The organism is Allobosea sp. (assembly GCF_035944895.1).
In the GTDB taxonomy this organism is placed as follows: Bacteria; Pseudomonadota; Alphaproteobacteria; order Rhizobiales; family Beijerinckiaceae; genus Allobosea.
In genome coordinates this window covers 1,035,694-1,057,119 of sequence record NZ_DASZAT010000010.1, presented here as the reverse complement: position 1 = coordinate 1,057,119, position 21,426 = coordinate 1,035,694, and the positions used below count along the sequence as shown (strand labels likewise).

The window sequence follows — 21,426 nt, the reverse complement described above, 5'->3', positions numbered from 1 at the left end:
TGGGCGGCTTGCGGGCCGCCCGCTTTTTCCGCTGTTTCGTAAGCTGCCGCCGGGACCACCATGAAGCGAGCGCAGTCGCGAGCTCTCCCCTATCTGCTGCTGGCGCCATCGCTGCTCTTTCTGGCGGCGATCTTCCTGCTGCCGCTGGTGCAGACGATCGCGCTCTCCTTCAGCGAAGGCGGGGCGGCTTCGCTCGGCAATTACCGGCGCATGGTTTCCGACCTGAATTTCGGCCCGGCCCTGCGCAACACCTTCCTGCTCGTCCTCGTCGTCGTGCCAATCCAGCTCGCGCTCGCCCTCGGCATGAGCGTGATGATCGAGAAGATCGGCCGCGGGCGCGATCTCGTGCTCTGGGTCTGGACGATCCCGCTCGGCGTCTCCGATCTTGCCGCCGGCCTGGTCTGGCTCGCGATCCTGCAGGATCGCGGCTACCTCAACAGCGCCCTTTACGGGCTCGGGCTGATCGACGGACCGACCGCCTGGCTGACCTATGAGACGCCCGGCACGCTCTTCCTCGGCGTCGTCCTCGCCGAGATCTGGCGCGCCACCGCGATCGTGCTGGTCATCCTGGTCGCCGGCCTGCAGCTGATCCCGAAGGAGTATCGCGAGGCGGCCGAGGTCTTCGGCGCCCGGCCCTGGACGATTTTCCGAAGCATCACCCTGCCGCTTCTCAAGCCCAGCATCCAGACGGCGCTGATCCTGCGCACCGTGCTGGCCTTCGAGGTGTTCGCGGTGGTCTACGCCATCGGCGGCACCAATTTCCCGGTGCTCGTCGGCGAAGCCTACACCTGGCAGAACGCCAACCAGAACACCGGCGTCGCCGCCGCCTACGCGATGCTGATCGTGGTGATCTCGCTCGCGGCGACGGCGATCTACCTGCGCGTGTTGCGCGTCCCGGCGGAGCAGCAGCCATGAGCGGGCTGAAGCGCACCGTCTTCTGGACCGGCGTCGTCGCGCTCTGCGCCTGGGTGCTGGTGCCGATCTGGCTGATCGCGCTCGGCGCCTTCGGCGGGCGCAGCGGCGTGTTCCGCTGGCCGAAATCGCTCTGGCCGGGCGATGCCTCGCTTACCGCTTTGCAGACCTTCCTCGCCGTCGAAGGCGTCTGGCCAGCGATGGTCAACAGCATCATCGCGGCGCTGACCTGCATGGCGCTCTCGATCGGGCTCGGAGCCCCGGCCGGCTATGCGCTGGCGCGCTTCTCCTTCCGCGGCCAGAACGCCTATCGCCTGCTGATCCTGCTGACCCGCGCCTTTCCGCTAGCCATCCTGGCGCTGCCGCTGACAGTCGCCTTCATCCGCATCGGGCTCTACGACACCGCCTTCGGTGTCGGCCTGGTGCACACGGCGCTGGCGCTGCCCTTCGCGGCACTGGTCTCAGCGAGCCTGTTCCAGGCGATCCCGCGTGAGCTCGAGGAGGCCGCCTGGGTGTTCGGCTGCAGCCGCTGGCAGGCCTTCCGCAACGTGGTGCTGCCGCTGGCGCTGCCCGGCATCGCGGCGGCGGCGATCTTCGCCTTCGTGATCTCCTGGAACGAGGTCTTCGCTGCCTCGGTGCTCTCGGTGAAGAACCGTACGCTCACCGCCTACCTGCTGACGGTGCTGGCGGAATCGCCGCTGCATTTCCGCTTCGCCGGCGGCTTCCTGCTGATCCTGCCCTCGCTCGCCTTCATCTTCGCGGTCCGGAAATACCTGTTCGCGATGTGGGGCATCGCCAACCGCTGACGGGGAACGACATGGCCGAGATCACCATCGACGGCATCGCCAAATCCTTCGGCGCGACGCGGGCGCTGGAGCAGATCGACCTCTCCGTCGCTGATGGCGAGTTTGTCGCCCTGCTCGGCCCCTCCGGCTGCGGCAAGACCACCTTGCTCCGGATCATCGCCGGGCTGGAGAGCGCCACCAGCGGGCGCATCGTCATCGGCGGGCGCGACCTGACGGAGGTGCCGACGCGCCGGCGCGGGCTCGCCATGGTGTTCCAGAACTACGCCGTCTTCCCGCATATGAGCGTCTACGAGAATGTCGGCTTCGGCCTGCGCATGCAGGGCGCCGACGAGGCTAGGATCAAGGCGCAGGTCGGCAAGGCGGCCGAGCTCCTGCACATCACGCCCTATCTCGACCGCTATCCGGCCAAGCTCTCGGGCGGGCAACGCCAGCGCGTCGCTGTCGCCCGTGCCCTCGCAGTCGAGCCGCCGGTGCTGCTGATGGACGAGCCGCTCTCCAATCTCGATGCGCTGCTGCGGCTCGAAATGCGCGCCGAGCTCAAGGCGGTGCTGCGCGAGGCCAGGACCACGACGATCTACGTCACCCACGACCAGACCGAGGCGATGGGTCTCGCCGACCGGATCGCGGTGATGCATGGCGGGCGCATCGAGCAGATCGACCGACCCACGGAGGTCTATGAGCGCCCGGCGACGACCTTCGTCGGCGGCTTCGTCGGCAGCCCGCCGATGAACTTCCTGCCGGTCTCTGTCGCCGATGCGCGGTTGGATCTCGCCGGCTCCAGCCTGCCGGCGCCCAAGGCCTCGGGCGAGCTGCTGATGGGCATCCGGGCCGAAGACCTGATGCCGGTCGCGGCCGGCGAGGGCCTGCCCTTCGACATCGCGGTGGTCGAGCCCCTCGGCGCGCACGATCTCGTCACCGGCCGCAGCGGCGCGACGCTGTTGCGCGTCGCCGCGCCCGCCGGCAGCGGCCACAGGCCGGGCACCCGCATCGGCCTCAAGCCCGACCCGAAACGACTGGTGTGGATGGACCCGGCCTCCGGCCGGGCCCTTCCGACGCAATGATGGACCAGAACATGACGACGATCGATATCGAGGCGGCCCGCGCCATCCTGCGCGCCAATGACCGCGGCGGCTACACGGTCCCGACCGACCGGCTCTACCCGTTCCAGTGGAACTGGGATTCGGCCTTCGTCGCGATGGGCTGGGCAACCTTCGACAAGGAGCGCGCCTGGCGCGAGCTGGAGCGGCTGGTCGAGGGGCAATGGGATGACGGCATGGTGCCGCATATCGTCTTCCATGCGCCGAGCGACGACTATTTTCCCGGCCCGGATGTCTGGCGCACCCGCCATGCCATCCCGACCTCCGGGATCACTCAGCCGCCGGTCTTCGCCACGGCGCTGCGCCGCGTCTTCGAGATCGCACGGGGGCCTGACGCACAGGCTCGAGCCGCCCGGCTCTATCGCTGCGCGCTCGCCTCGCATGACTGGTGGGAGACGGCTCGCGACCCGGAAAGGACCGGCCTCGTCGCCATCCTGCACCCCTGGGAGTCCGGCATGGACAACAGCCCGGCCTGGGACGAGGCCATGGCGCGCCTGACGCTCCAGCCGACCACGCCGATCCGGCGCCGCGACACCTCGCATATCGGCGCCGAGATGCGCCCCAAGGACGAGGATTATCGCCGCTTCATCGCGCTGGTCGATCTCTATGCCAGCTATGGCTGGGAGCCCGCAGCGATGTGGCGCGTCTCGCCCTTCAGGCTGGTCGATGTCGCGACCAACGCCATCCTGCACAAGGCCGACGAAGACCTGCTGGTGCTGGCAGAGCAGTTCGGCACTGAAGCGGAACGCAGCCGGATCGCGGCGCGGATGGCGCGCCGGGCCGCGGCCTTCGCAAGCCTCTGGAACCAGGATCGGCGGATTTACCAGGCACTCGACCTCGGCACAGGCAGCACGGTCGATGCCTCGACTTCGGCCGGCCTGCTGCCATTGTTTGCCGGGATCCCCTCGGCCGGGCAGGCCGCTGCCCTTGCCGACGAGCTGGAAGCCTGGCTCGCCAGGGCGCCCTATCCGGTGCCGAGCACCTCGCCGCTCGATCCCCGCTTCGAGCCGAAGCGGTACTGGCGAGGCCCGATCTGGGCGGTGGTGAACTTCATGATCGCAGAGGGCTTCGAGCGCTATGGGCATGCGGCCCTCGCCAGCCGGATCCACCAGGCGACACAGGCCTTGATGCGGGATGGCGGCATCGCCGAATATTTCGACCCGACCTCCGGCGAAGGGCTGGGCGGCAGCCGCTTCTCCTGGACCGCAGCGATCAGCCTGATGATCGATCAGGCTGCTGTCGCGGGGCCAGGACGTGACAAAATGTGAAGATGGCCAGGGCAGCATGCCTTGACGTGGCGATGTGTGCCGACGTCAAGCATCCGGTGCCGCTGGCGATTGTCAGCCTCTCAGACCGTACGGCGTCAGATCACGTCCTCAACATTCGGCGTCCGGTTCGATCAGGTTGTTCCGTTTCGACAATCCCGGCCGTGCGCAATTGCGCATAGCGCAGGCCGCCAGCTTTCGCCTTACTCGTGAGTAAGCTCAGGAATATCGAGTAGAGCTGGAGATACCGCGGCGGCAAACGACCGCGGACTCAAGGGGAACGTCATGGACCAGGCCGAAAGCCCGGTGCTGCTCACGATTGAGCAGGCCGTCGCCACCGTCACGCTCAATCGTCCGCGCGTGCTCAACGCGATCGACGCGCAGATGGCGCGAGGTCTTGCGGATGCCCTCGCACGGATCGAACAGGATGGTACGTCACGAGCCCTGCTGCTGCGCGGCGAGGGGCGAGCCTTCTGTGCTGGCGGCAATGTCGCCAGCTTCGCGGCGGAAGACCCGGCCGCAGCGGTCGAGGCGATCATCGACCCGTTTCATGCCGCCCTGCGTGCGCTCGACGCGCTGAAGCTGCCGACGCTCGCGGCCGTGCAGGGCCCGGTCGCCGGGGCGGGCTTCAGCCTCGCCATGGCCTGCGGCCTTTGCATTGCGGCTGACGATGCCGTCTTCACCATGGCCTATTCTCGCATCGGCGCCTCTCCCGACGGCTCGGCGACCTATCGGCTGCCCAGGCTCGTCGGCGAGCGCAAGGCGCTCGAACTCGCCTTGCTGGCCGAGCCTGTCGGCACCCTTGAGGCGCTGACGCTCGGGCTGGTTAACCGCGTCGTGCCGGTCGTCGATCTGGCGAGCGAGGCGCTGGCGCTGGCGCGCCGGCTCGCGCAGGGGCCGACGGCGGCTTACGGCCGGATCAAGCATCTCGTTGGCCGCTCGCTCGGCAACGATCTCTCCGCCCAGCTCGATCTCGAACGCGAGGCTTTCCTTGCCGGCACGCGCACGGCAGACTTCAAGGAAGGCGTGCAGGCCTTCCTGACCAAGCGGCCGCCGCAGTTCGAGGGGCGCTGAGATGACGGCTTCGCCCATTCTGGAGGTTTCGGGCGTCTCGCTCGCCTTCGGCGGGGTGCGCGCGCTCAGCGACGTCTCCTTCAGCGTGCCGGAAGGCGCGATCACCGCGGTGATCGGGCCGAACGGTGCCGGCAAGACCTCGCTGTTCAATACGATCTCGGGCTTCTACCGGCCGCAGTCCGGCAGCATCCGCTTCGCCGGGACAAGCCTGGAGGGCGTACGCGCCCCGCAGCGCGCCTCCCGCGGCCTTGCCCGCACCTTCCAGAACATCGCGCTGTTTCGCGGCATGACCGTGCTCGACAACATCAAGCTCGGCCGCCACGCCCATATGCGCACCGGCGTGCTCGACGCACTGTTCTATTGGGGCCGGGCCCAGAAGGAGGAGCTGGAACTCCGGGCCGAGATCGAGGAGCGCATCATCGACTTCCTCGAGATCCAGCACATCCGCAACGCCTCGGTTGGCACCCTCTCCTACGGTTTGCAGAAGCGCGTCGAGCTGGCGCGCGCGCTCGCCATGCGTCCGCGCATCCTGATGCTGGACGAGCCGGTCGCGGGCATGAACCGCGAGGAGACCGAGGACATGGCTCGCTTCATCCTCGACGTGAAGGAGGAATGGGGCGTCACCATCCTGATGGTCGAGCACGACATGGGCATGGTGATGGACATCTCCGACCATGTCGTGGTGCTGAATTTCGGCCAGGTCATCGCCAGCGGCACGCCGCGCGAGGTCCAGGGCAACGACGCGGTGATCGCGGCCTATCTCGGCTCGGGCGATGTCGGCGCGATCGCACGTCGCATCAAGGCGGAGGTGGCGTGATGGACGCGCTCTTCCTCGCCGAAGTCACCCTCGCCGGCCTCGGCGCCGGCGCGCTCTATGCGCTGACAGGCGTCGCCTTCGTGCTGATCTACAAGGCCACGCGGGTCGTGAACCTCGCCATCGGCGAGATCCTGATGCTCGGCGGCTATGCCTTCCTCGGCTTTGCAGCGGGGCTCGGCCTCTCGCCCTGGCTCGCATTGCCGCTCGCCATCGCCGCCGGCGGCGCGCTCGGCTGGCTGGTCGAGCGCAGCCTGATCCGGCCGATGCTGGGCGAGAGCCCGATCTCGGTGTTCATGGTGACGATCGGTCTCGGCTCGATCCTGGCCGGCGTCGTGCAGCTCGGCTGGGGCGCCGACCCGCTGCGCCTGCCCGAATTCATGCCTTCGGCGCCGGTCTTCATCGGCGAGGCCTATCTCGCGCCGAAGGTCGCGATCGGCTTCGTCGCCGCGGCGGTGGTGATCGGGCTCTTCCTCGCTTTGTTCCGCTTCTCGCGCGGCGGCGTCGCGCTGAAGGCGACCGCGGCCGATCAGGGCGCTGCCTATTCGGTCGGCATCGACGTGCCCCGCGTTTTCTCCATCGCCTGGATCCTCGCCTGCGCCACTGCCGCCGGCGCCGGCGTGCTGGTCGGGGCGATCGGTGGGATCTCGCCGACCATGGGCGTGTTCGGCCTCTCCGTCCTCGTCGTCGTCATCATCGGCGGGCTCGACTCGATCACCGGGGCGCTGGTCGGCGGCCTCCTGATCGGGCTGGTCGAGGCGCTTGCCGGGGCCTTCCTCGGCGGCGAGTTCAAGCTCGTCGTCACCTTCGCGCTGCTGCTCGTGCTGCTGATGGTCCGCCCCTACGGCCTGTTCGGCACGCACGAGATCGAGAGGCTCTAGCGCCATGCGGATCGGCACGCTCAAGACCAGCTATGCCGCCGACGAGGCGCTCTTCGATACGTCGGTACAGCGCGGGCTCTTGGTGCTGCTTGCACTCGCCGCAATCGCCTTTCCGTTCGTCGCCAGCCCCTATTGGCTCTTCCTCGCCTGTCTCTGCGCGATCAATGTCGCCAGCGCGACGGGCCTCAATCTGCTCACCGGCTATACCGGCCTCGTCAGCCTCGGCCAGGCCGCCTTCATGAGCGTCGGCGCCTATACGGTCGCGGTGCTGGAGATCCGGCTTGGCACGCCTTTCCTGCTGAACCTGTTGATCGGCGCCAGCCTAGCCGCGATGGTCGGTATCCTCGTCGGTATCCCCAGCCTGAAGGTGAAGGGGCTCTACCTCGCCATCGCGACGATCGCGGCCTCGGTCATCCTGCACTTCCTGTTCTCGCACTGGTCGCTGACAGGCGAGTCGCGCGGCCTGTCGATGCCGCCGGCGCGCCTGTTCGGCCTCAATCTCGACCAGCCCTTCCTGCTCTACTGGCTGATCATGCCGGTGACCTGCCTGATGGTGCTCGGCGCCGCCAACCTGCTGCGGACCAGGATCGGGCGTGCCTTCATCGCCATCCGCGATCGCGACATCTCGGCCGAGGTGCTCGGCATTCCCTTGCTGCGCTACAAGCTGACCAGCTTTGCGATCTCGTCCTTCTATGCCGGGCTCGCTGGCGGGCTCTGGGCCTATTTCTTCCGCGTCGTCACGCCCGAGAGCTTCCCGCTGGTCAATTCGATCTTCTATCTCGCCGCAATCATCGTCGGCGGCATGGGCACGATCCTCGGCGGCATCCTCGGCGCGGTCTTCATGACGCTGGTGCCCGAGCTTTTGAAGTTCGTCGCGAACTGGGCGACGCCGTTCTATCCGGATGCGCTCGCGGCGCTGGCGCCGGTGCGCACCATCGTCTTCGGCGGGCTGATCGTCGGCTTTCTGATCTTCGAGCCGCGCGGTCTCGCCGAGATCTGGCGGCGGCTGCGGCGCTTCTTCCATCTCTGGCCGTTCAGGACCTGAGAACTTTACTGAAACCGCTGCCGGCAAGAGCAGCCAAACCTTGGGGAGGATGACATGACCAAGCTCATCGACAGGCGCCAGCTTCTCGCCGGCACCGCAGCGCTCGCCAGCGGGCTGGCGCTCGGCGTCAGGCCGCTCGCAGCACAGGAGGGCGGCGACATCGTGCTCGGCGGCTCGATCCCGCTGACCGGCGTCTTCGCCTTCGCCGGCGTCGGCATCCATGCCGGCATCCAGGACTATCTCAAGATCCTGAACGATGGCGGCGGCATCAAGGGCCGCAAGATCAAATACGTCGCCGAGGACACCGCCTACAAGGTCGACGCCTCCGTCGCCGCCTTCAACAAGATCACCGGCCAGGACAAGGTCTCGCTCTACTACGGCGACTCGACCGGCTTCTCGAAGACGATCAATCCCGAGCTCGAGCGCCGCGGCAGCATGCTCATGGCCGGCGCCTCCTTCGCGACCGAGCTCAACGATCCCAAGAAGTTCCCGCTGCAGTTCATGGCTGGCCCCGACTACACTGAGATGTTCGGCATCCTCTTGCGCTACATCGCCAAGGAGAAGCCGGGCGCCCGCGTCGCCTTCGTCTATTCCGACAGCGAGTTCGGCCGTGACCCGATTACGCCGAGCGAGGCCGTCGCCAAGGAGCTGAAGCTCAGCGTTGTCGAGAAGATCGTGACCCCGCCCGGCAGCGTCGACGTCTCCACCGAGGTGCTGAAGCTGCGCCGCGCCAATCCCGACTTCACGATCTTCCACGGCTATGTGCTGGCGCCGATCCCGGAATTCGTCACCCAGGCGAAGCAGATGGGCATGAAGAGCCAGTTCATGGGCACGTTCTGGACCATGGACAACTCGACCGTGCAGCGCATGGGCGACGCCGCCGAGGGCTTCATGGGCGTGATGCCCTACCGCTACTACTACGACAAGGACGGTTCCTCGCCGATGCTGGAGAAGATCCGGCAGATGCGGCCGGAATACCAATCGACCGGCTATCTGCAGGGCTTCGTCACCGCGATGCTGATGGCCGAGGCGGTCAAGCGCACGCTCGACGCCGGCAAGGAACTCAACGGCGCCAACCTCAAGGCCGGGCTCAACAGCATCAAGGATTTCGACACTGGCGGCCTGTTCGGCGTGCCGATCTCGATCCCCGGCAATTCCGTGCCGGTCGGGCGCATCTACCGCTTCGACGCCAAGGCCAAGCAGATGCAGCCGGCCTCTGACTGGATCAAGCTGTAACGGCGGCGGCTAAGTGAGAGGCTAGAGGTCATGGCCGGTCCCGCGCTGCTCGACGTGAACAATGTCGAGGTGGTCTATAACCGGACCGTGCAGGTGCTGCGCGGGCTGTCGCTGCAGGTGCCGGCGGGCGAGATCGTCGCCCTTCTCGGCTCGAACGGCGCCGGCAAGTCGACGCTGCTGAAGGCGGTGTCGAACCTGCTCTCGCTCGAGGATGGCGACGTCACCGCCGGCGCCATCCGCTTCCGCGGTGACGATATCGCTGCCTTGACCCCGCACGGGCTCGTCCGGCGCGGTCTTTTTCATGTGATGGAGGGGCGGCGGATATTCGAGGACCTGACCGTCGAGGAGAACCTCACCGCCGCGACCTTCGCGCTGACCGGGCGCAAGCTGCCCGCAGCCGATTTCGATCTCGTCTACAGCTATTTCCCAAGGCTGCACGAGCGCCGGAAAGGGCTTGCGGGCTATCTCTCCGGCGGCGAGCAGCAAATGCTGGCGATCGGGCGCGCGCTGATCGCCCGGCCCTCGCTGATCCTCCTCGACGAGCCCTCGCTCGGCCTTGCGCCCAAGCTGGTCGAGGAGATCTTTGCGATCATCGCCCGCATCAATGCCGAGCAGAAGGTCTCGATGCTGCTGGTCGAGCAGAACGCCGCCGTGGCCTTCGCGGTGGCGAATTACGGCTACATCCTCGAAATGGGCAAGGTCGTGATCGACGGTCCCGTCGAGAAGCTGATGCGCGACCAGGACGTGCGCGAATTCTATCTCGGCCTCGGTGGCGCCGGGGCTGAGCGCAGCTATCGCGACATCAAGCACTACAAGCGCCGCAAGCGCTGGCTCTCGTGAGGACGGCAATGCGCGAGCTTCCCAATCTCACTCTGCCGCAGATGCTGCGCGAGAATGCGCGCACCATGCCGGAGCGTATCGCGCTCAGGCAGAAGGATTTCGGCATCTGGCTGCCGATCAGCTGGGCGCAGTACGACCGGCGCGCTCGCCATTTCGGTCTCGGACTGCGGGCGCTCGGCCTGGAGCAGGGCGGTCATGTCGGCATCCTGTCGGAGAACCGGGCCGAATGGGTCGTCGCCCAGCTCGGCGCCGGCATGGTCAATGCGGTCGCGATCGGCGTCTATGCGACCAGCCCGGCTAACGAGGTCGCCTATGTGCTGGGCCATGCCGAGGTCGAGATCGTCGTCTGTGAGGACCAGGAGCAGACCGACAAGGTGCTTGAGCGGCTGGAGGAGTTGCCGCGGCTGAAGCGCATCGTGGTGATCGATCCCAAGGGGCTGCGGGGCTATGCCTCGGAGCTGGTCGTCGCCTTCGCCGAGGTGCTGCGCCTCGGCTCGGAACACGAGGCGAAGCACCCCTGTCTGGTCGAAGCCTGCCTCGCCGCGCAGACGCCGGCCGATATCGGCCTGATGGTCTATACCTCCGGCTCGACCGGCAAGCCCAAGGGGGCGATGCTGAGCTACCGCAACATGCGCGCCCAGGCGGCGGGCGTTGTCGAGCGGCTCGGCTACGATGCCTCGACGACGAACCTGTCGTATCTGCCGCTCTGCCATGTCGCCGAGCAGATGCTGAGCACGATGGCGCCGATCTATTCAGGCTCCTGCGTCTCCTTCGGCGAGTCGATCCGCACGGTGCAGGAAGATCTGCGTGAGATCGCGCCGACGCTCTTCCTCGGCGTGCCCCGCATCTGGGAGAAATTGCACGCCTCGATCCATATCAAGCTGATGGAGGCCGGCGGCTGGCGCCGACGCCTGTTCGAGGCCGGTCTTGCCGCCTGCGAGCCTTTCGCCACCAAGCCGAAGGCCGCACGCAGCCTGCGCGAGAAAGCGATCGCAGGCTTCTATCACCTCGTCATCTTCCGCCCGCTGCAGAACTTCATCGGCCTGCGCAAGGCGAGGATCGCGCTGACCGGCGCGGCTCCGATCCCGCCGCGCATCGTGCAGTTCTTCCGCACGCTCGGCGTGCCGCTGGTCGAGGTCTACGGGCTGACCGAGACGTCGGGCATGTCCGTCGGCCAGCGCCTGGAACACCTGCTCCCCGGCTCGGTCGGCGAAGCGGTGGCGGGAGCCGAGGCCAAGCTCGGCGATCAGGGTGAGTTGCTGATCCGCGGCGATATCGTCTTCGAGGGCTATTTCCGTAATCCCGAGGCGACGGCAGGCGTGCTGCACGAAGGCTGGCTCCACACGGGCGACGTCGCCGTGATCGAGGCCGGCCAGGTCAGGATCGTCGATCGTCTCAAGGACATCATGATCACCGCCGGCGGCAAGAACCTCAGCCCGTCGGAGATCGAGAACACGGTGAAGGGCAGCGCCTTCATCAAGGAGTGCATCGTCGTCGCCGACGGGCGCCGCTATCCCTCCGCCCTCATCCAGATCGACGCCGAGACCGTCGGCAAATGGGCGGAGGAGAACCGTATCGCCTTCACCCATTTCCGCAGCCTCGCCGAGCATGAACGCGTGCGCGACCTGATTGCCGTCGAGATCGAGCAGGCGAACAGCCAGCTCGCGCCGGTGGCGCAGCTCAAGCGCTTCCACCTCCTCGTCAAGGAGCTCGACCATGACGATGACGAGGTGACCGCGACGATGAAGGTGCGCCGCGCCAGCATCGCGAAAAAATACGCTGCCGAGATCGAGGGCCTGTACAAGCCCGAGCGGCACGCCGAACCAGCCTGAAGGAGCAATTCCATGAGCCGTCATGTCGTCATTACCGCGGGCGTCCGCACCGCGATTGGAACCTTCGGCGGAGCGCTCTCCGGCCATGCGCCGACCGCGCTCGGGGCCGCTTGCGTCGGCGAGGCGCTGCGCCGTGCCGACCTGCCGGCCTCCGAGGTCGGCCATGTCGTGTTCGGCAACGTCATCCTGACCGAGTCGAAGGACGCCTATCTCGCCCGCATCGCAGCGATCGACGCCGGTATCCCGGTCGAAGTGCCCGCCCTGACGCTGAACCGGCTCTGCGGTTCGGGCGTCCAGGCGATCGTCTCCGCCGCCCAGGCGATCATGCTCGGCGATTGCGATACCGCTGTTGCCGGCGGCGCCGAGACGATGAGCCGCGCGCCGCATCTGCTGTCGACCGCCCGCTTCGGCCAGCGCATGGGCGACACGGTCGCCTCGGACCATCTGACCGGCATCCTGACCGACCCGTTCGGTAACGGCATCATGGGCATCACCGCCGAAAACGTCGCCGAGCGCTACGGCATCGACCGCGAAGCCCAGGACGCCTTCGCTGCCGAAAGCCAGCGCCGGGCGGCCGAGGCAATCAATGCTGGCCGCTTCAAGGAACAAATCCTGCCGGTCGAGGTGCGCAAGGGCCGCGACACCATCAGCTTCGATACGGACGAGCATCCCAAGCCCGGCACGACGGCCGAGACGCTGAAGGGCCTGCGCCCGACCTTCAAGAAGGACGGCACGGTCACGCCCGGCAATGCCTCGGGCATCAATGACGGCGCCGCCGCGATGGTGCTGATGGAAGAGGGCCGCGCCGGCCGCGAAGGCAAGCCGGTGCTCGCCCGCATCGTCGGCTACGCCCATGCCGGCGTCGAGCCCGGCGTGATGGGCATCGGCCCGGTGCCGGCGGTGCAGGCGCTGCTCAAGCGCACCGGGCTCTCGCTCGCGGACTTCGACGTGATCGAATCGAACGAGGCCTTCGCCGCCCAGGCCTGTGCGGTGGCCAAGGAACTCGGCTTCGATCCGGCCAAGGTCAATCCCAATGGTGGCGCCATTGCGCTCGGCCATCCAGTCGGGGCGACGGGTGCGATCATCACTCTGAAGGCGGCCTATGAGCTGAAGCGCAGCGGCGGGCGCTACGGGCTGGTGACGATGTGCATCGGCGGTGGCCAGGGCATCGCGCTCGCGATCGAGCGGGCCTGAGCCGACCATGGCGACAGCCCTCTGGAAGACGCCGGCAGAGCGTGAGCGCGAGCGCGCGCTCAAGCGCGAGGCCGTGCTGCGCGTCGCGGCGCAGGCCTTCGCCGAGCAGGGGTTCCACCGCACCTCGCTCGATGACGTCGCCGAGCGGCTGAACGTCACCAAGCCGACGATCTACCACTACGTCCGCAGCAAGGACGAGATCCTGTTCGAATGCGTGCGCATCGGGCTCGAACGGCTCGATGCCGCCGCCGCAGTGGCCGAGGCCAGGCGCAGCGGCGGCAGCGGGCTCGACCGGCTGATCGTGCTGTGGACCGAATACGCCCATATCGTCACCGAGGATTTCGGGCGCTGCCTCATCCTGGTCGGCGAGGATCCCTTGCCGGCCGAGACCCGCAAGGAGTTGCGCGGGCTCAAGGGCAAGATCGACAAGCGCTTCCGCGGACTGATCGAGGCTGGGATCGCCGATGGCTCGATCCGCTCCTGCGACCCCAAGCTGCTCGCTTTCGCCGCGGCCGGCGCTCTGAGCTGGATCGCCCGTTGGCACGATCCGGCCGGGCCACTCTCGGTCGACCACATCGCCTGCGAGACGATCGGGCTGTTCGTCAATGGCATCGGGGCGAGCCATCTCGGATCGGAATGATGTTCGGACGCGGACAGCGTCAGGTCTACCAAATGAATCCTTTTCGTTCGCGAGCTCGTGCGGATGCCCGGCATCCGCGCGAACCGATGCCGGGAAGCAGCTTGTAAGGCGGGCCATGACGGACAATGGCGAAGCGCGGCTTCCCATTGCCCGCCGGCATGCTCTAACTGTGACATGCCGCATGAGCCCGCCACGCAGACCACTGCCGAGACCGCCGAAGCCGACCTCGCCGCCGAGGGCCTGAAGCCTCATGACGGGCGCTATTCGGCTTTTGCGCCGTTGCGCCAGCCGATCTTCCGTGCGGTCTGGATTGCAAGCCTTGCCTCGAATTTCGGCGGCCTCGTCCAGATGGTCGGCGCCGCCTGGCTGATGACCTCGCTTTCCGATTCGCCGGACATGGTCGCGCTCGTCCAGGCCTCGACCGCGCTGCCGGTGATGCTGTTCTCGCTCGCCGCCGGCGCGATCGCGGACAATTACGACCGCCGCCGCATCCTGCTGACGGCGCAGAGCTTCATGCTCGCTGTCTCGATCATGCTGGCGGTCTTCGCCTGGCATGGGCTGCTCTCGCCCTGGCTGCTGCTCGCCTTCACCTTCCTGCTCGGTTGCGGCAACGCGCTCAACAACCCCGCCTGGCAGTCCTCGGTTGGCGACATGGTGCCGCGACCCGAGCTGCCGGCGGCGGTGACGCTGAACAGCGTCGCCTTCAACATCGCTCGCAGCGTCGGCCCGGCGATCGGCGGCGCCATCGTCGCCGCCTTCGGCGCGGTCGCAGCCTTCGTCGTGAATGCTTTCAGCTATATCGGCCTGCTCGTCGTGTTGGCCCGCTGGCAGCCGCCGCGCGTCGAGCGCGTGCTGCCGCGCGAGACGTTCTGGCTCGCGATGGGTGCCGGTCTCCGCTATGTCGCAATGTCGCCCAATATCCGCGCGGTCATCCTGCGCGCCTCCCTTTTCGGCTTCGGGGGTATCGTCGGCCTGGCCTTGATGCCGCTGGTCGCACGCGATCTCGTGCGCGGCGGCCCGCTGACATACGGCATCCTGCTGGGAGCCTTCGGCGCAGGCGCGGTTGCCGGAGCCTTCGTCAGCGCCCGACTGCGCCGTCGCTTCAGCACCGAGACCCTCGTGCGCCTGACCTTCCTGGCCTATGCGGCCGCGGCCCTGGTGGTGGGACTGAGCCCGACCCTATGGCTCACCATGCCGGCGCTTGCGGTCGGCGGGGCCTGCTGGGTGCTGGCGCTCTCGACCTTCAATTCGACGGTGCAGCTGTCGGCGCCGCGCTGGGTGGTGGGGCGCGCGCTTGCGCTCTACCAGATGGCGGCCTTCGGCGGCATGGCCGCGGGCAGTTGGGCCTGGGGCTGGGTCACCCTTCATTCCGGCCCGGCCGGAGGCCTCACCGCCGCGGCGGCCGCGCTCGTTTTCGGCGCAGCCGTCGGGCTTAGATATCAGTTGCCGCCGCTCGAGGCACTCAATCTCGATCCTCTCGGCCGATGGCGAAAGCCCGAAGTCGCGGTCGAGATCGAGCCGCGCAGCGGCCCGGTCTTCGTCACCATCGAATGGCGGATCAAGCAGGAGGACGTGGTCGAGTTCCTGAAGGCGATGGAGGAGCGCCGGCGTATCCGCCGCCGCGACGGCGCCCGCCACTGGTCGCTGCTGCGCGACCTGACCGATGCCGAGCTCTGGATCGAGCGCTACGACAGCCCGACCTGGGTCGAATATGTCCGCCAGGCCCAGCGCGTCACCCAGGCCGACGCCGAAATCGGCGACCGGGTCAGAGAGCTGCATATCGGGCCTGAGCCGCCGGTCGTGCACCGCATGGTCGAGCGCCAGACCGGCGTGCTGCCGCGCGAGGTGCTACGCGCGACCCGGCAGGCGCAGGCGTCGCCCTGAGCGACGGCGGGTTGGATCATCGCGCGTCCGATCGGACGCGGTCACGATGATCTATCACTTTGTTCTCACATCGGATTTTTCCGAAAAGTGGATTCCACTTGTCGGTCCGATGCTATAGCCGCTCAACGCGAGCTGGTTATTGATGCAGCGTCGCGTTTGACGACGCTTTGTGCAAGCGCAAGAAGCGGCCACGTATCAGCGCCCGGGAATGGCGCGCACATAAACGATTCTAGACATCGCTGGTGATTGATGCGGGCTGCGCCCGCAGGTGCTGCCAAAGCGCTTCCGCGACGGGCCCATGGAATCGATCGCGCCGGCGTATGGCCGCCACGGTCTCGACCCGGCCGGGCAGATGCTCACCAGCGATCGAGAGCAGCCTGCCGTCCTTGAGTTCCTCGTCGATGAGCCAGGCCGGCAGATGGCCCCAGGCGAGGCCGTGGAGGATCAGCTCCTTCTTCATCTGATGGTCCGGGACGGAACAGCGCTGCGAGCCCTCGACCAGGAAATAGCTGTCCGGTGAAGGCTGCCGCGCCGTGTCGCGGATGACGCATTGGGTGTAGGGCCGCATCCGCGCGGGCGTAATGGCTGGCCCGGGCGCGAATGAGAGGAACCCCGGCCCCACCACCGGAACGAACTCGACGGCGCAGAGATCGATCCGTTCGAGACGCGGATCCGACGGGTCGGCGCGATGCAGGATCAGGTCGGCATTGCCGTCGAGCAGGCGTTCGAGCGGCCCGTTGATCGTCTCATACTCCAGATGAAGACGCGTCCGGTTGTGGCCGGCGAAGAACCGGCTGAGCAGGCGCAGGGCTGATGGCCGCGGGCAGACATCGCCCAGAACGACGCGCAGGATCGTTTCCTCTCCGCTCGCCAGTTGATCGGCATAGCCGTGCAGGTGGTCGAGCTCGCGCAGCATCAGCCGGGCGCGTGCATGAAACAATGCTCCCGCCTCGGTCAGGCTCACCCTGTAGCCGCTGCGGTCGAGCAAGGTCAGCTTGAGCACCTGCTCGAGGCGGGCGACGGCCGCGAACACGGATGGGTGCGAGCGATTCAAGGCGAGCGCCGCGGCCTGAAAGCTGCCTTGGCTGGCGACGGCCTCGAAACATCGGAGATCGTGAAGCTTCAGCTCGTTCAATGTCATAATTTCCGACAGAGATTATCGAAACATAGTAATATTCTGCGACGCTGACATGGCCTAGCGATATCTGCGGCCGGCGCTCGATCCACCGGGGCCCGCGGCCGGCCAGAGCAGGCCTCCCGTTCGATCAGAAGGACATGCGGCATGGCCAGTTTCGTCACGCGTCGCGGCGCGATCGCGCTCGGTGGCTCCGCACTCATGGCGCCCGGCCTGGCCGCAGCCCAATCGGCCGGCGGCTCCAGCGCCGGCGCGGCGCGGACCACCGCCAACCCGAACCAAACCAGCAATGAGAGCAAGATGACCGAGACCCTTCATTTCACCGCCGGCGACGGCTGCCGCATCGCCTATCAGCTGACCGGCGGCGCCGACCGGCCCGTCCTGGTGCTGTCGAATTCGATCGCGACCTCGTTCCATATGTGGGACGGGCAGGTGCGGACATTGTCGGAGAGCTTCCGCGTGCTGCGCTATGATTTTCGCGGGCACGGCAAGTCCGATACGCCGGCCGGCGCCTACTCGGTCGATCGGCTGGGACGCGACGTGGTCGAGCTGCTCGATTCGCTGGAGATCAAGCAGGCGCATTTCTGCGGCCTGTCGATGGGCGGCTGGATTGGGCAGTGGCTCGCCGTCCATGCGCCGGATCGGATCGGCCGGCTCGTCCTCTCCAACACCGCGGCCCATCTCGGGCCGCCCTCCAATTTCGATGCGCAGATCCGGGCGGTGCTCGCGGTCAAGGACATGTCGGAGACGGCCGACCAGTTCATGCGCAACTGGTTCCCGGCCTCGATGCTGGCTGGCCCGAACGAGATCGTCGACACATTCCGGGCCATGGTGCTGGCGACGCCGCCGCGAGGTCTCGCCGGATGTTTCGCTGCGCTGCGCGACAACGATCTGCGCCGGACGATCGCGCTGATCAAGGCGCCGACCCTGGTGATCGGTGGCATAGATGACAAGGTGACGCTAGCCAGCCACAGCGAGGAGATCGCCGCGACGATTCCAGGCGCCAGGCTGGTGCTGATGCCGGGCGTTCACATGCTCAATGTCGAGCGGCCGGTGGAATTCCTCGACGCGGTGACAGGCTTCCTGACGGCCGCATAGGAAGGGGCCCCGGAAACGCCCTGGAGGTGGCGGCTCGGGCGGCGACCCGTTCGCCGCCTGGCTCATCATGGCCCTCTCCTTTGAGGGGCTGGGGCCTACGATAGACATTCCGCTTGGCAAGGGCTTGCCGGAGCCGGTCGGCAACGCCGCGTTCCGCCAGGATCCGGCTGCCGGCCATGTCGATCGCTCGACGCGCGATCCTGCCGGAGTCGTGAAGACATTCACCACGGACATCATCGCGGTTTGACCGGTGCGGCGAAGTGGGACTGGCGCGCCCCGCTCAGCTCGGCCGCGCGCTCCAGAAGAGAGGAATGCCGCGGGGCAGGTCGGTGATGCTGGTGCGCCAAGCGCTCTGGGTCTTCCACTGGCCGAGCGGGATGAAGGGCACGTCCTGCCAGGCCTGTTCCTGGATCGCCCGGCAGATGCGCTGGCGCTCGGAGAGGTCAGACGCCTCGAACCAGGCGTCGCGCAGCCGCTCGATCTCGGGAGAGGTCAGCCAGCCACCTGCCGCCTTGCCGTCACCGCGCAGGCTGATGCTGACCGCCGGATTCACCAGGTCATTGCCGGACCAGGTGCCGATAAAGGCGCTCCAGCCGCCGTTCTCGACCGGCTGCTGGCTGGTTCGCCGCTGCATCACCGTGCCCCAATCGGTCGAGACATAGTCGACATTCATGCCGATGCGGGTCAGCAGGTCCTGCGCGACCAAGGCGAGTGCGTTGATCGCATCGATGTTCGAGGCCGCGAGCAGCACGACCCGCTCGCCGCGATAACCGGCGGCGGCAAGGTCGCGCTTGGCCTTGGCGAGGTCGCGCGGGCCGAACAGCCCGGCCATGCCCGCATCGTTCGCCATCGGCGTGCCGGGCGTGAAATAGCCGACCCGGTCGTTCCACATCGCCCGATCGTCGCCCGCGATGGCCTGCATGAACGGGGCCTGGTCGACTGCTGCGAGCACGGCGCGCCGGATCGCCGGGTTGTTGAAGGGGGGCTGGAGATGGTTGAACCGGAACACGCCGACCGAGCCGGCCGGGTCGAGCGCTTCGACAGCCACCTTGCCGTTGCCCTTGAGCAGCGGGATCAGGTCGGGAGGCGGAGCCTCCCACCAATCGATCTCGCCCGACTGGAGCGCGGCCGCGGCCGTGCCGGCATCGGGAATGGTGACCCACTCGATCCGGTCGAAATGGGCGATCTTGGCGCCGGCGATGAAGCTCGGCTTGCCGGAAGCCGGGACATAGCGGTCGAACTTCGCATAGGCCGCGGAGGCGCCCGGCACCCGCTCCGAGGCGAGGAAGCGGAACGGGCCGCTGCCGATGACCTCGGTGATCTGCGTCGTCTGCGGGGTGAGGGCGATCCGCTCCGGCATGATCGCACACATATACGGGCTGGCCTTGCCGAGCGCCGCGGGCAGGAGGGGGAAGGGGCGCTTGAGCTTGAAGCGGATCTCGCGATCGGAGGCGGCCGAGAGTTCGTCGGTCGCGGCCATCAGCTTCTGGCCGAAGGCGTCGGCAGACGCCCAGCGCCGGATGCTGGCGACGCAATCCTGGGCGCGCACCGGCGTGCCGTCATGGAAGAGCAGTCCGTCGCGCAAGGTCAGCCGCCACAACAGGCCATCGTTCTCGACCACATGCCCCGCTACCATCTGGGGCTGAGGTTCGAAGCTGGAGTCGAGCCCGTAGAGCGTGTCGAACACCATGAAGCCGTGGTTCCGCGCGATATAGGCCAGGGTCCAGCCGGGATCGACAAAGCTCAGATCGGTATGGGGGGCAAAGCGCAGGGTACGGGCGCGGTTCGCCTGGGCCTGGCCGAGGCGCGGCATGGAAAGTCCTGCGGCGGCGGCTGTCGCCCCGGCGATGAAGTGGCGGCGGTGCATGCTCCCGATCTCCCCTCTTGTCGATTGTGTCGTCATGTCATTCCGGCTGCGGCGCGGCAGCTTGCTCAGGCGCTGCCATGCACGAGCCTGCCCTCGAACCAGGTGGCGAGGACCTTGGTCTGCGCGATCGCCAGCGGATCGATCGTCATCAGGTCGCGGTCCAGCATGATCATGTCCGCAGACAGCCCCGGCGCGAGCCGGCCGGTACGATGGCCAAGGCGCATGGCCGCGGCCGGGTTGGCCGTATAGAGCGGCAGGACCTCGGCGACGCTGACGGCCTGATCGGGGGCGTGCGCGCCGTCATGACGCCCGGTCGGATCGCGCCGAGTGACGAGACCGCACATCGCCTCCCAGGGATCGAGGTCCGGCGCGATCGTGCGCCAGTCGGAGGCGGCGACGACGGCAGCGCCGGCGGCGAGAATGTCGCGGACCGGCCAGACCGTCGCATAGCGCTCGGGCCCGACCATCCGTTCATGCGTCAGGCTCGCGGAATTGGGATGCCAGAGCGGCGGGCACATGTCATGGAGGACGTTGAGCTTCGCCAGGCGCGGAATGTCCGCCGCCGTGATGAACTGGCCATGGGCGATCTGGTGCTGCGGTCCGCCCGGACCATTGCGAAGGCGCACCTGCTCGACGGCATCGAGCACCATGCGGATGGCGCGATCGCCGACGGCATGCACCTTCACGCCGATACCGTCGCGATCGAAATCGGCGATGGCATCGGTCAGTTCGTCCGGTGTCAGCGAGGTCGCGACCGGCGCCTCGTCGGGCGCGCTGGCATAGGGAAAGAGCATCGCGGCCGTGCGCAGCGAGGGCACGCCATCGAGGAAGATCTTGGCGAAATCGGCGTTCATATGCGGGCCGCAGAGTTCGCGGCGCTGCTCGCGCATGAGCTTGGCCTCGTCGGCCGCATAACCCGAGCAGGTCGGGCTCAGAGCGAGATGGAAGGCAGCCCAGCAGGTCAGGGCGCCGGCATCGTCGAGGGCCCGGTAGAACTCCAGCGACTCCAGGCTCGCCGATGCATCGGCGAAGCCGGTGATGCCGAGGCTGTTGAGATAGGCGATCGAGGCGCGCGCCGCCTCGGCCTTTCCGGCCGCAGACAGTTCGGGGATGGCGTCGGTGACGGGCCAGGCACCGGACTCGATGAGGAGGCCCGTCGGCTCGCCTGCGGCATCCTTGACGATTTCGCCATCCGGCGGGTTCGGCGTCGCGGCGTCGATGCCCGCGATCCGCAAGGCGGCGGAGTTGGCGAAATAGCCATGGCCGCTCAGATGCTGCATCGCAACGGGCCGACCGCGACTGACCGCATCCAGGGCCGCCAGCGCGCCGGGCTCGCGCATCCGGCGTAGAGCGAGCGCCCCATAGGCACCGGCGACGACCCAGTCGCGGCCGTCCTGGCGGGCGCAGGCTGCCTCGATCTTGCGCAGGATCATGTCGAAATCGTCGGCCGTATCGAGCGCCGTCGTATGGAGGCGCGCGATCATGCTGGGGAGGAGGTGGACGTGGAAATCGATCAGCCCCGGCATCAGCATGCGGCCGCCGAGGTCGATGAGGGTGGTTGCCTCTCCGCCGAGCGCCATGACCTGCTCGCGCGCGCCGAGCCTGACGATCCGGCCGCCGGCGACGGCAAGGGCCTCCGCCAGCGGGTTCGCTGCGTCCATCGTGCGGATCACGCCGTTGTGGAGGATCATCTCGGCCGCGGGAGCGGGCTCTGCTGCATTCGGCCTGTCGGTCATCCCTATCCCCTCGCAAGCGACGTCGGGGTGACCGAAACAAAAAAACCGGCGCTTCGCCCTGGCCCTTGCG

The 21,426-nt window shown here is 67.5% G+C and carries 19 protein-coding genes and 1 pseudogene; 16 read left to right on the top strand and 4 right to left on the bottom strand.

Features of this window, described 5'->3' with window-relative positions:
- Positions 1 to 60: 60 nt before the first annotated feature.
- The 14 genes from VGV58_RS20685 (at position 61) to VGV58_RS20620 (ending at position 15,520) form a co-directional block, all read left to right on the top strand.
- Positions 61 to 915, top strand: coding sequence for a carbohydrate ABC transporter permease (locus VGV58_RS20685; protein ID WP_326875904.1), 855 nt, complete (start codon positions 61 to 63; stop codon positions 913 to 915).
- Positions 912 to 1,718 carry a carbohydrate ABC transporter permease gene (locus tag VGV58_RS20680; RefSeq protein ID WP_326875902.1) on the top strand — a complete coding sequence of 269 codons (807 nt, stop codon included), beginning with the start codon at positions 912 to 914 and terminating at the stop codon, positions 1,716 to 1,718. The genes VGV58_RS20685 and VGV58_RS20680 overlap by 4 nt, the downstream gene beginning before the upstream one ends.
- Before the next feature lie 11 nt (positions 1,719 to 1,729).
- Positions 1,730 to 2,779 (top strand): ABC transporter ATP-binding protein, encoded by a 1,050-nt coding sequence (locus tag VGV58_RS20675; protein ID WP_326875901.1) that lies wholly within the window; start codon positions 1,730 to 1,732, stop codon positions 2,777 to 2,779.
- Positions 2,780 to 2,790: 11 nt separating this feature from the next.
- Positions 2,791 to 4,083, top strand: coding sequence for an MGH1-like glycoside hydrolase domain-containing protein (locus VGV58_RS20670; protein ID WP_326875900.1), 1,293 nt, complete (start codon positions 2,791 to 2,793; stop codon positions 4,081 to 4,083).
- A 282-nt stretch (positions 4,084 to 4,365) separates the two neighbouring features.
- Positions 4,366 to 5,154, top strand: a complete 789-nt coding sequence (locus VGV58_RS20665) for an enoyl-CoA hydratase/isomerase family protein (protein ID WP_326875899.1) — start codon at positions 4,366 to 4,368, stop codon at positions 5,152 to 5,154.
- A 1-nt stretch (position 5,155) separates the two neighbouring features.
- Positions 5,156 to 5,971: an ABC transporter ATP-binding protein gene (locus VGV58_RS20660; protein ID WP_326875898.1), complete on the top strand. Its 816-nt coding sequence runs from the start codon at positions 5,156 to 5,158 to the stop codon at positions 5,969 to 5,971.
- Entirely contained in the window at positions 5,971 to 6,849 is an 879-nt protein-coding gene (locus VGV58_RS20655) for a branched-chain amino acid ABC transporter permease (RefSeq protein WP_326875897.1), read from the top strand. Before VGV58_RS20660 ends, VGV58_RS20655 begins: the two co-directional genes overlap by 1 nt.
- A gap of 4 nt (positions 6,850 to 6,853) precedes the next feature.
- Positions 6,854 to 7,894: a branched-chain amino acid ABC transporter permease gene (locus VGV58_RS20650; protein ID WP_326875896.1), complete on the top strand. Its 1,041-nt coding sequence runs from the start codon at positions 6,854 to 6,856 to the stop codon at positions 7,892 to 7,894.
- 54 nt (positions 7,895 to 7,948) lie between these two features.
- Positions 7,949 to 9,130 carry an ABC transporter substrate-binding protein gene (locus tag VGV58_RS20645; protein ID WP_326875895.1) on the top strand — a complete coding sequence of 394 codons (1,182 nt, stop codon included), beginning with the start codon at positions 7,949 to 7,951 and terminating at the stop codon, positions 9,128 to 9,130.
- A gap of 30 nt (positions 9,131 to 9,160) precedes the next feature.
- The gene (locus VGV58_RS20640; RefSeq protein WP_326875894.1) at positions 9,161 to 9,970 is read left to right on the top strand and encodes an ABC transporter ATP-binding protein; all 810 of its coding nucleotides are present in this window, start codon (positions 9,161 to 9,163) and stop codon (positions 9,968 to 9,970) included.
- 8 nt (positions 9,971 to 9,978) lie between these two features.
- Complete coding sequence (locus VGV58_RS20635; protein WP_326875893.1) at positions 9,979 to 11,802, top strand: AMP-dependent synthetase/ligase; 1,824 nt, start codon at positions 9,979 to 9,981, stop codon at positions 11,800 to 11,802.
- A gap of 12 nt (positions 11,803 to 11,814) precedes the next feature.
- Positions 11,815 to 12,996, top strand: a complete 1,182-nt coding sequence (bktB, locus tag VGV58_RS20630) for a beta-ketothiolase BktB (RefSeq protein ID WP_326875892.1) — start codon at positions 11,815 to 11,817, stop codon at positions 12,994 to 12,996.
- Positions 12,997 to 13,003: 7 nt separating this feature from the next.
- Positions 13,004 to 13,636 carry a TetR/AcrR family transcriptional regulator gene (locus tag VGV58_RS20625; RefSeq protein ID WP_326875891.1) on the top strand — a complete coding sequence of 211 codons (633 nt, stop codon included), beginning with the start codon at positions 13,004 to 13,006 and terminating at the stop codon, positions 13,634 to 13,636.
- Between the two features lie 174 nt (positions 13,637 to 13,810).
- Positions 13,811 to 15,520 (top strand): MFS transporter, encoded by a 1,710-nt coding sequence (locus tag VGV58_RS20620; RefSeq protein ID WP_326875890.1) that lies wholly within the window; start codon positions 13,811 to 13,813, stop codon positions 15,518 to 15,520.
- A gap of 229 nt (positions 15,521 to 15,749) precedes the next feature.
- On the opposite strand, the gene VGV58_RS20615 is transcribed toward VGV58_RS20620, so the two are convergent.
- Both VGV58_RS20615 and VGV58_RS20610 read right to left on the bottom strand, forming a co-directional pair.
- Complete coding sequence (locus tag VGV58_RS20615) at positions 15,750 to 16,436, bottom strand: substrate-binding domain-containing protein (RefSeq protein WP_326876176.1); 687 nt, start codon at positions 16,434 to 16,436, stop codon at positions 15,750 to 15,752.
- Between the two features lie 39 nt (positions 16,437 to 16,475).
- Positions 16,476 to 16,661 (bottom strand): annotated as a pseudogene (locus VGV58_RS20610) (helix-turn-helix domain-containing protein); the annotation flags it as partial.
- Between the two features lie 294 nt (positions 16,662 to 16,955).
- Between VGV58_RS20610 and VGV58_RS20605 the strand changes: the two are divergent.
- Positions 16,956 to 17,753, top strand: a complete 798-nt coding sequence (locus tag VGV58_RS20605) for an alpha/beta fold hydrolase (RefSeq protein WP_414644047.1) — start codon at positions 16,956 to 16,958, stop codon at positions 17,751 to 17,753.
- Positions 17,754 to 17,820: 67 nt separating this feature from the next.
- Positions 17,821 to 18,000, top strand: coding sequence for a hypothetical protein (locus VGV58_RS20600; RefSeq protein WP_326875888.1), 180 nt, complete (start codon positions 17,821 to 17,823; stop codon positions 17,998 to 18,000).
- Between the two features lie 33 nt (positions 18,001 to 18,033).
- Here the strand turns inward: VGV58_RS20600 and VGV58_RS20595 are convergent, their stop codons facing one another.
- Together VGV58_RS20595 and VGV58_RS20590 are read right to left on the bottom strand one after the other, a co-directional pair.
- A complete protein-coding gene (locus VGV58_RS20595; protein WP_326875887.1) occupies positions 18,034 to 19,620 on the bottom strand; it encodes an ABC transporter substrate-binding protein in 1,587 nt (528 codons plus the stop codon).
- Positions 19,621 to 19,685: 65 nt separating this feature from the next.
- Positions 19,686 to 21,356 carry an amidohydrolase gene (locus tag VGV58_RS20590; RefSeq protein ID WP_326875886.1) on the bottom strand — a complete coding sequence of 557 codons (1,671 nt, stop codon included), beginning with the start codon at positions 21,354 to 21,356 and terminating at the stop codon, positions 19,686 to 19,688.
- Positions 21,357 to 21,426: the final 70 nt, after the last annotated feature.

Coding starts and splice junctions, on each gene's coding strand:
- VGV58_RS20615 (WP_326876176.1), bottom strand. CDS start 16,436: ATGCTGCGCGAGCTCGACCACCTGCACGGCTATGCCGATCAACTGGCG.
- VGV58_RS20590 (WP_326875886.1), bottom strand. CDS start 21,356: ATGACCGACAGGCCGAATGCAGCAGAGCCCGCTCCCGCGGCCGAGATG.
- VGV58_RS20635 (WP_326875893.1), top strand. CDS start 9,979: ATGCGCGAGCTTCCCAATCTCACTCTGCCGCAGATGCTGCGCGAGAAT.
- VGV58_RS20685 (WP_326875904.1), top strand. CDS start 61: ATGAAGCGAGCGCAGTCGCGAGCTCTCCCCTATCTGCTGCTGGCGCCA.
- VGV58_RS20665 (WP_326875899.1), top strand. CDS start 4,366: ATGGACCAGGCCGAAAGCCCGGTGCTGCTCACGATTGAGCAGGCCGTC.
- VGV58_RS20605 (WP_414644047.1), top strand. CDS start 16,956: ATGACCGAGACCCTTCATTTCACCGCCGGCGACGGCTGCCGCATCGCC.
- VGV58_RS20655 (WP_326875897.1), top strand. CDS start 5,971: ATGGACGCGCTCTTCCTCGCCGAAGTCACCCTCGCCGGCCTCGGCGCC.
- VGV58_RS20670 (WP_326875900.1), top strand. CDS start 2,791: ATGACGACGATCGATATCGAGGCGGCCCGCGCCATCCTGCGCGCCAAT.
- VGV58_RS20625 (WP_326875891.1), top strand. CDS start 13,004: ATGGCGACAGCCCTCTGGAAGACGCCGGCAGAGCGTGAGCGCGAGCGC.
- VGV58_RS20640 (WP_326875894.1), top strand. CDS start 9,161: ATGGCCGGTCCCGCGCTGCTCGACGTGAACAATGTCGAGGTGGTCTAT.
- VGV58_RS20680 (WP_326875902.1), top strand. CDS start 912: ATGAGCGGGCTGAAGCGCACCGTCTTCTGGACCGGCGTCGTCGCGCTC.
- bktB (WP_326875892.1), top strand. CDS start 11,815: ATGAGCCGTCATGTCGTCATTACCGCGGGCGTCCGCACCGCGATTGGA.
- VGV58_RS20675 (WP_326875901.1), top strand. CDS start 1,730: ATGGCCGAGATCACCATCGACGGCATCGCCAAATCCTTCGGCGCGACG.
- VGV58_RS20600 (WP_326875888.1), top strand. CDS start 17,821: ATGGCCCTCTCCTTTGAGGGGCTGGGGCCTACGATAGACATTCCGCTT.
- VGV58_RS20650 (WP_326875896.1), top strand. CDS start 6,854: ATGCGGATCGGCACGCTCAAGACCAGCTATGCCGCCGACGAGGCGCTC.
- VGV58_RS20595 (WP_326875887.1), bottom strand. CDS start 19,620: ATGCACCGCCGCCACTTCATCGCCGGGGCGACAGCCGCCGCCGCAGGA.
- VGV58_RS20660 (WP_326875898.1), top strand. CDS start 5,156: ATGACGGCTTCGCCCATTCTGGAGGTTTCGGGCGTCTCGCTCGCCTTC.
- VGV58_RS20645 (WP_326875895.1), top strand. CDS start 7,949: ATGACCAAGCTCATCGACAGGCGCCAGCTTCTCGCCGGCACCGCAGCG.
- VGV58_RS20620 (WP_326875890.1), top strand. CDS start 13,811: ATGCCGCATGAGCCCGCCACGCAGACCACTGCCGAGACCGCCGAAGCC.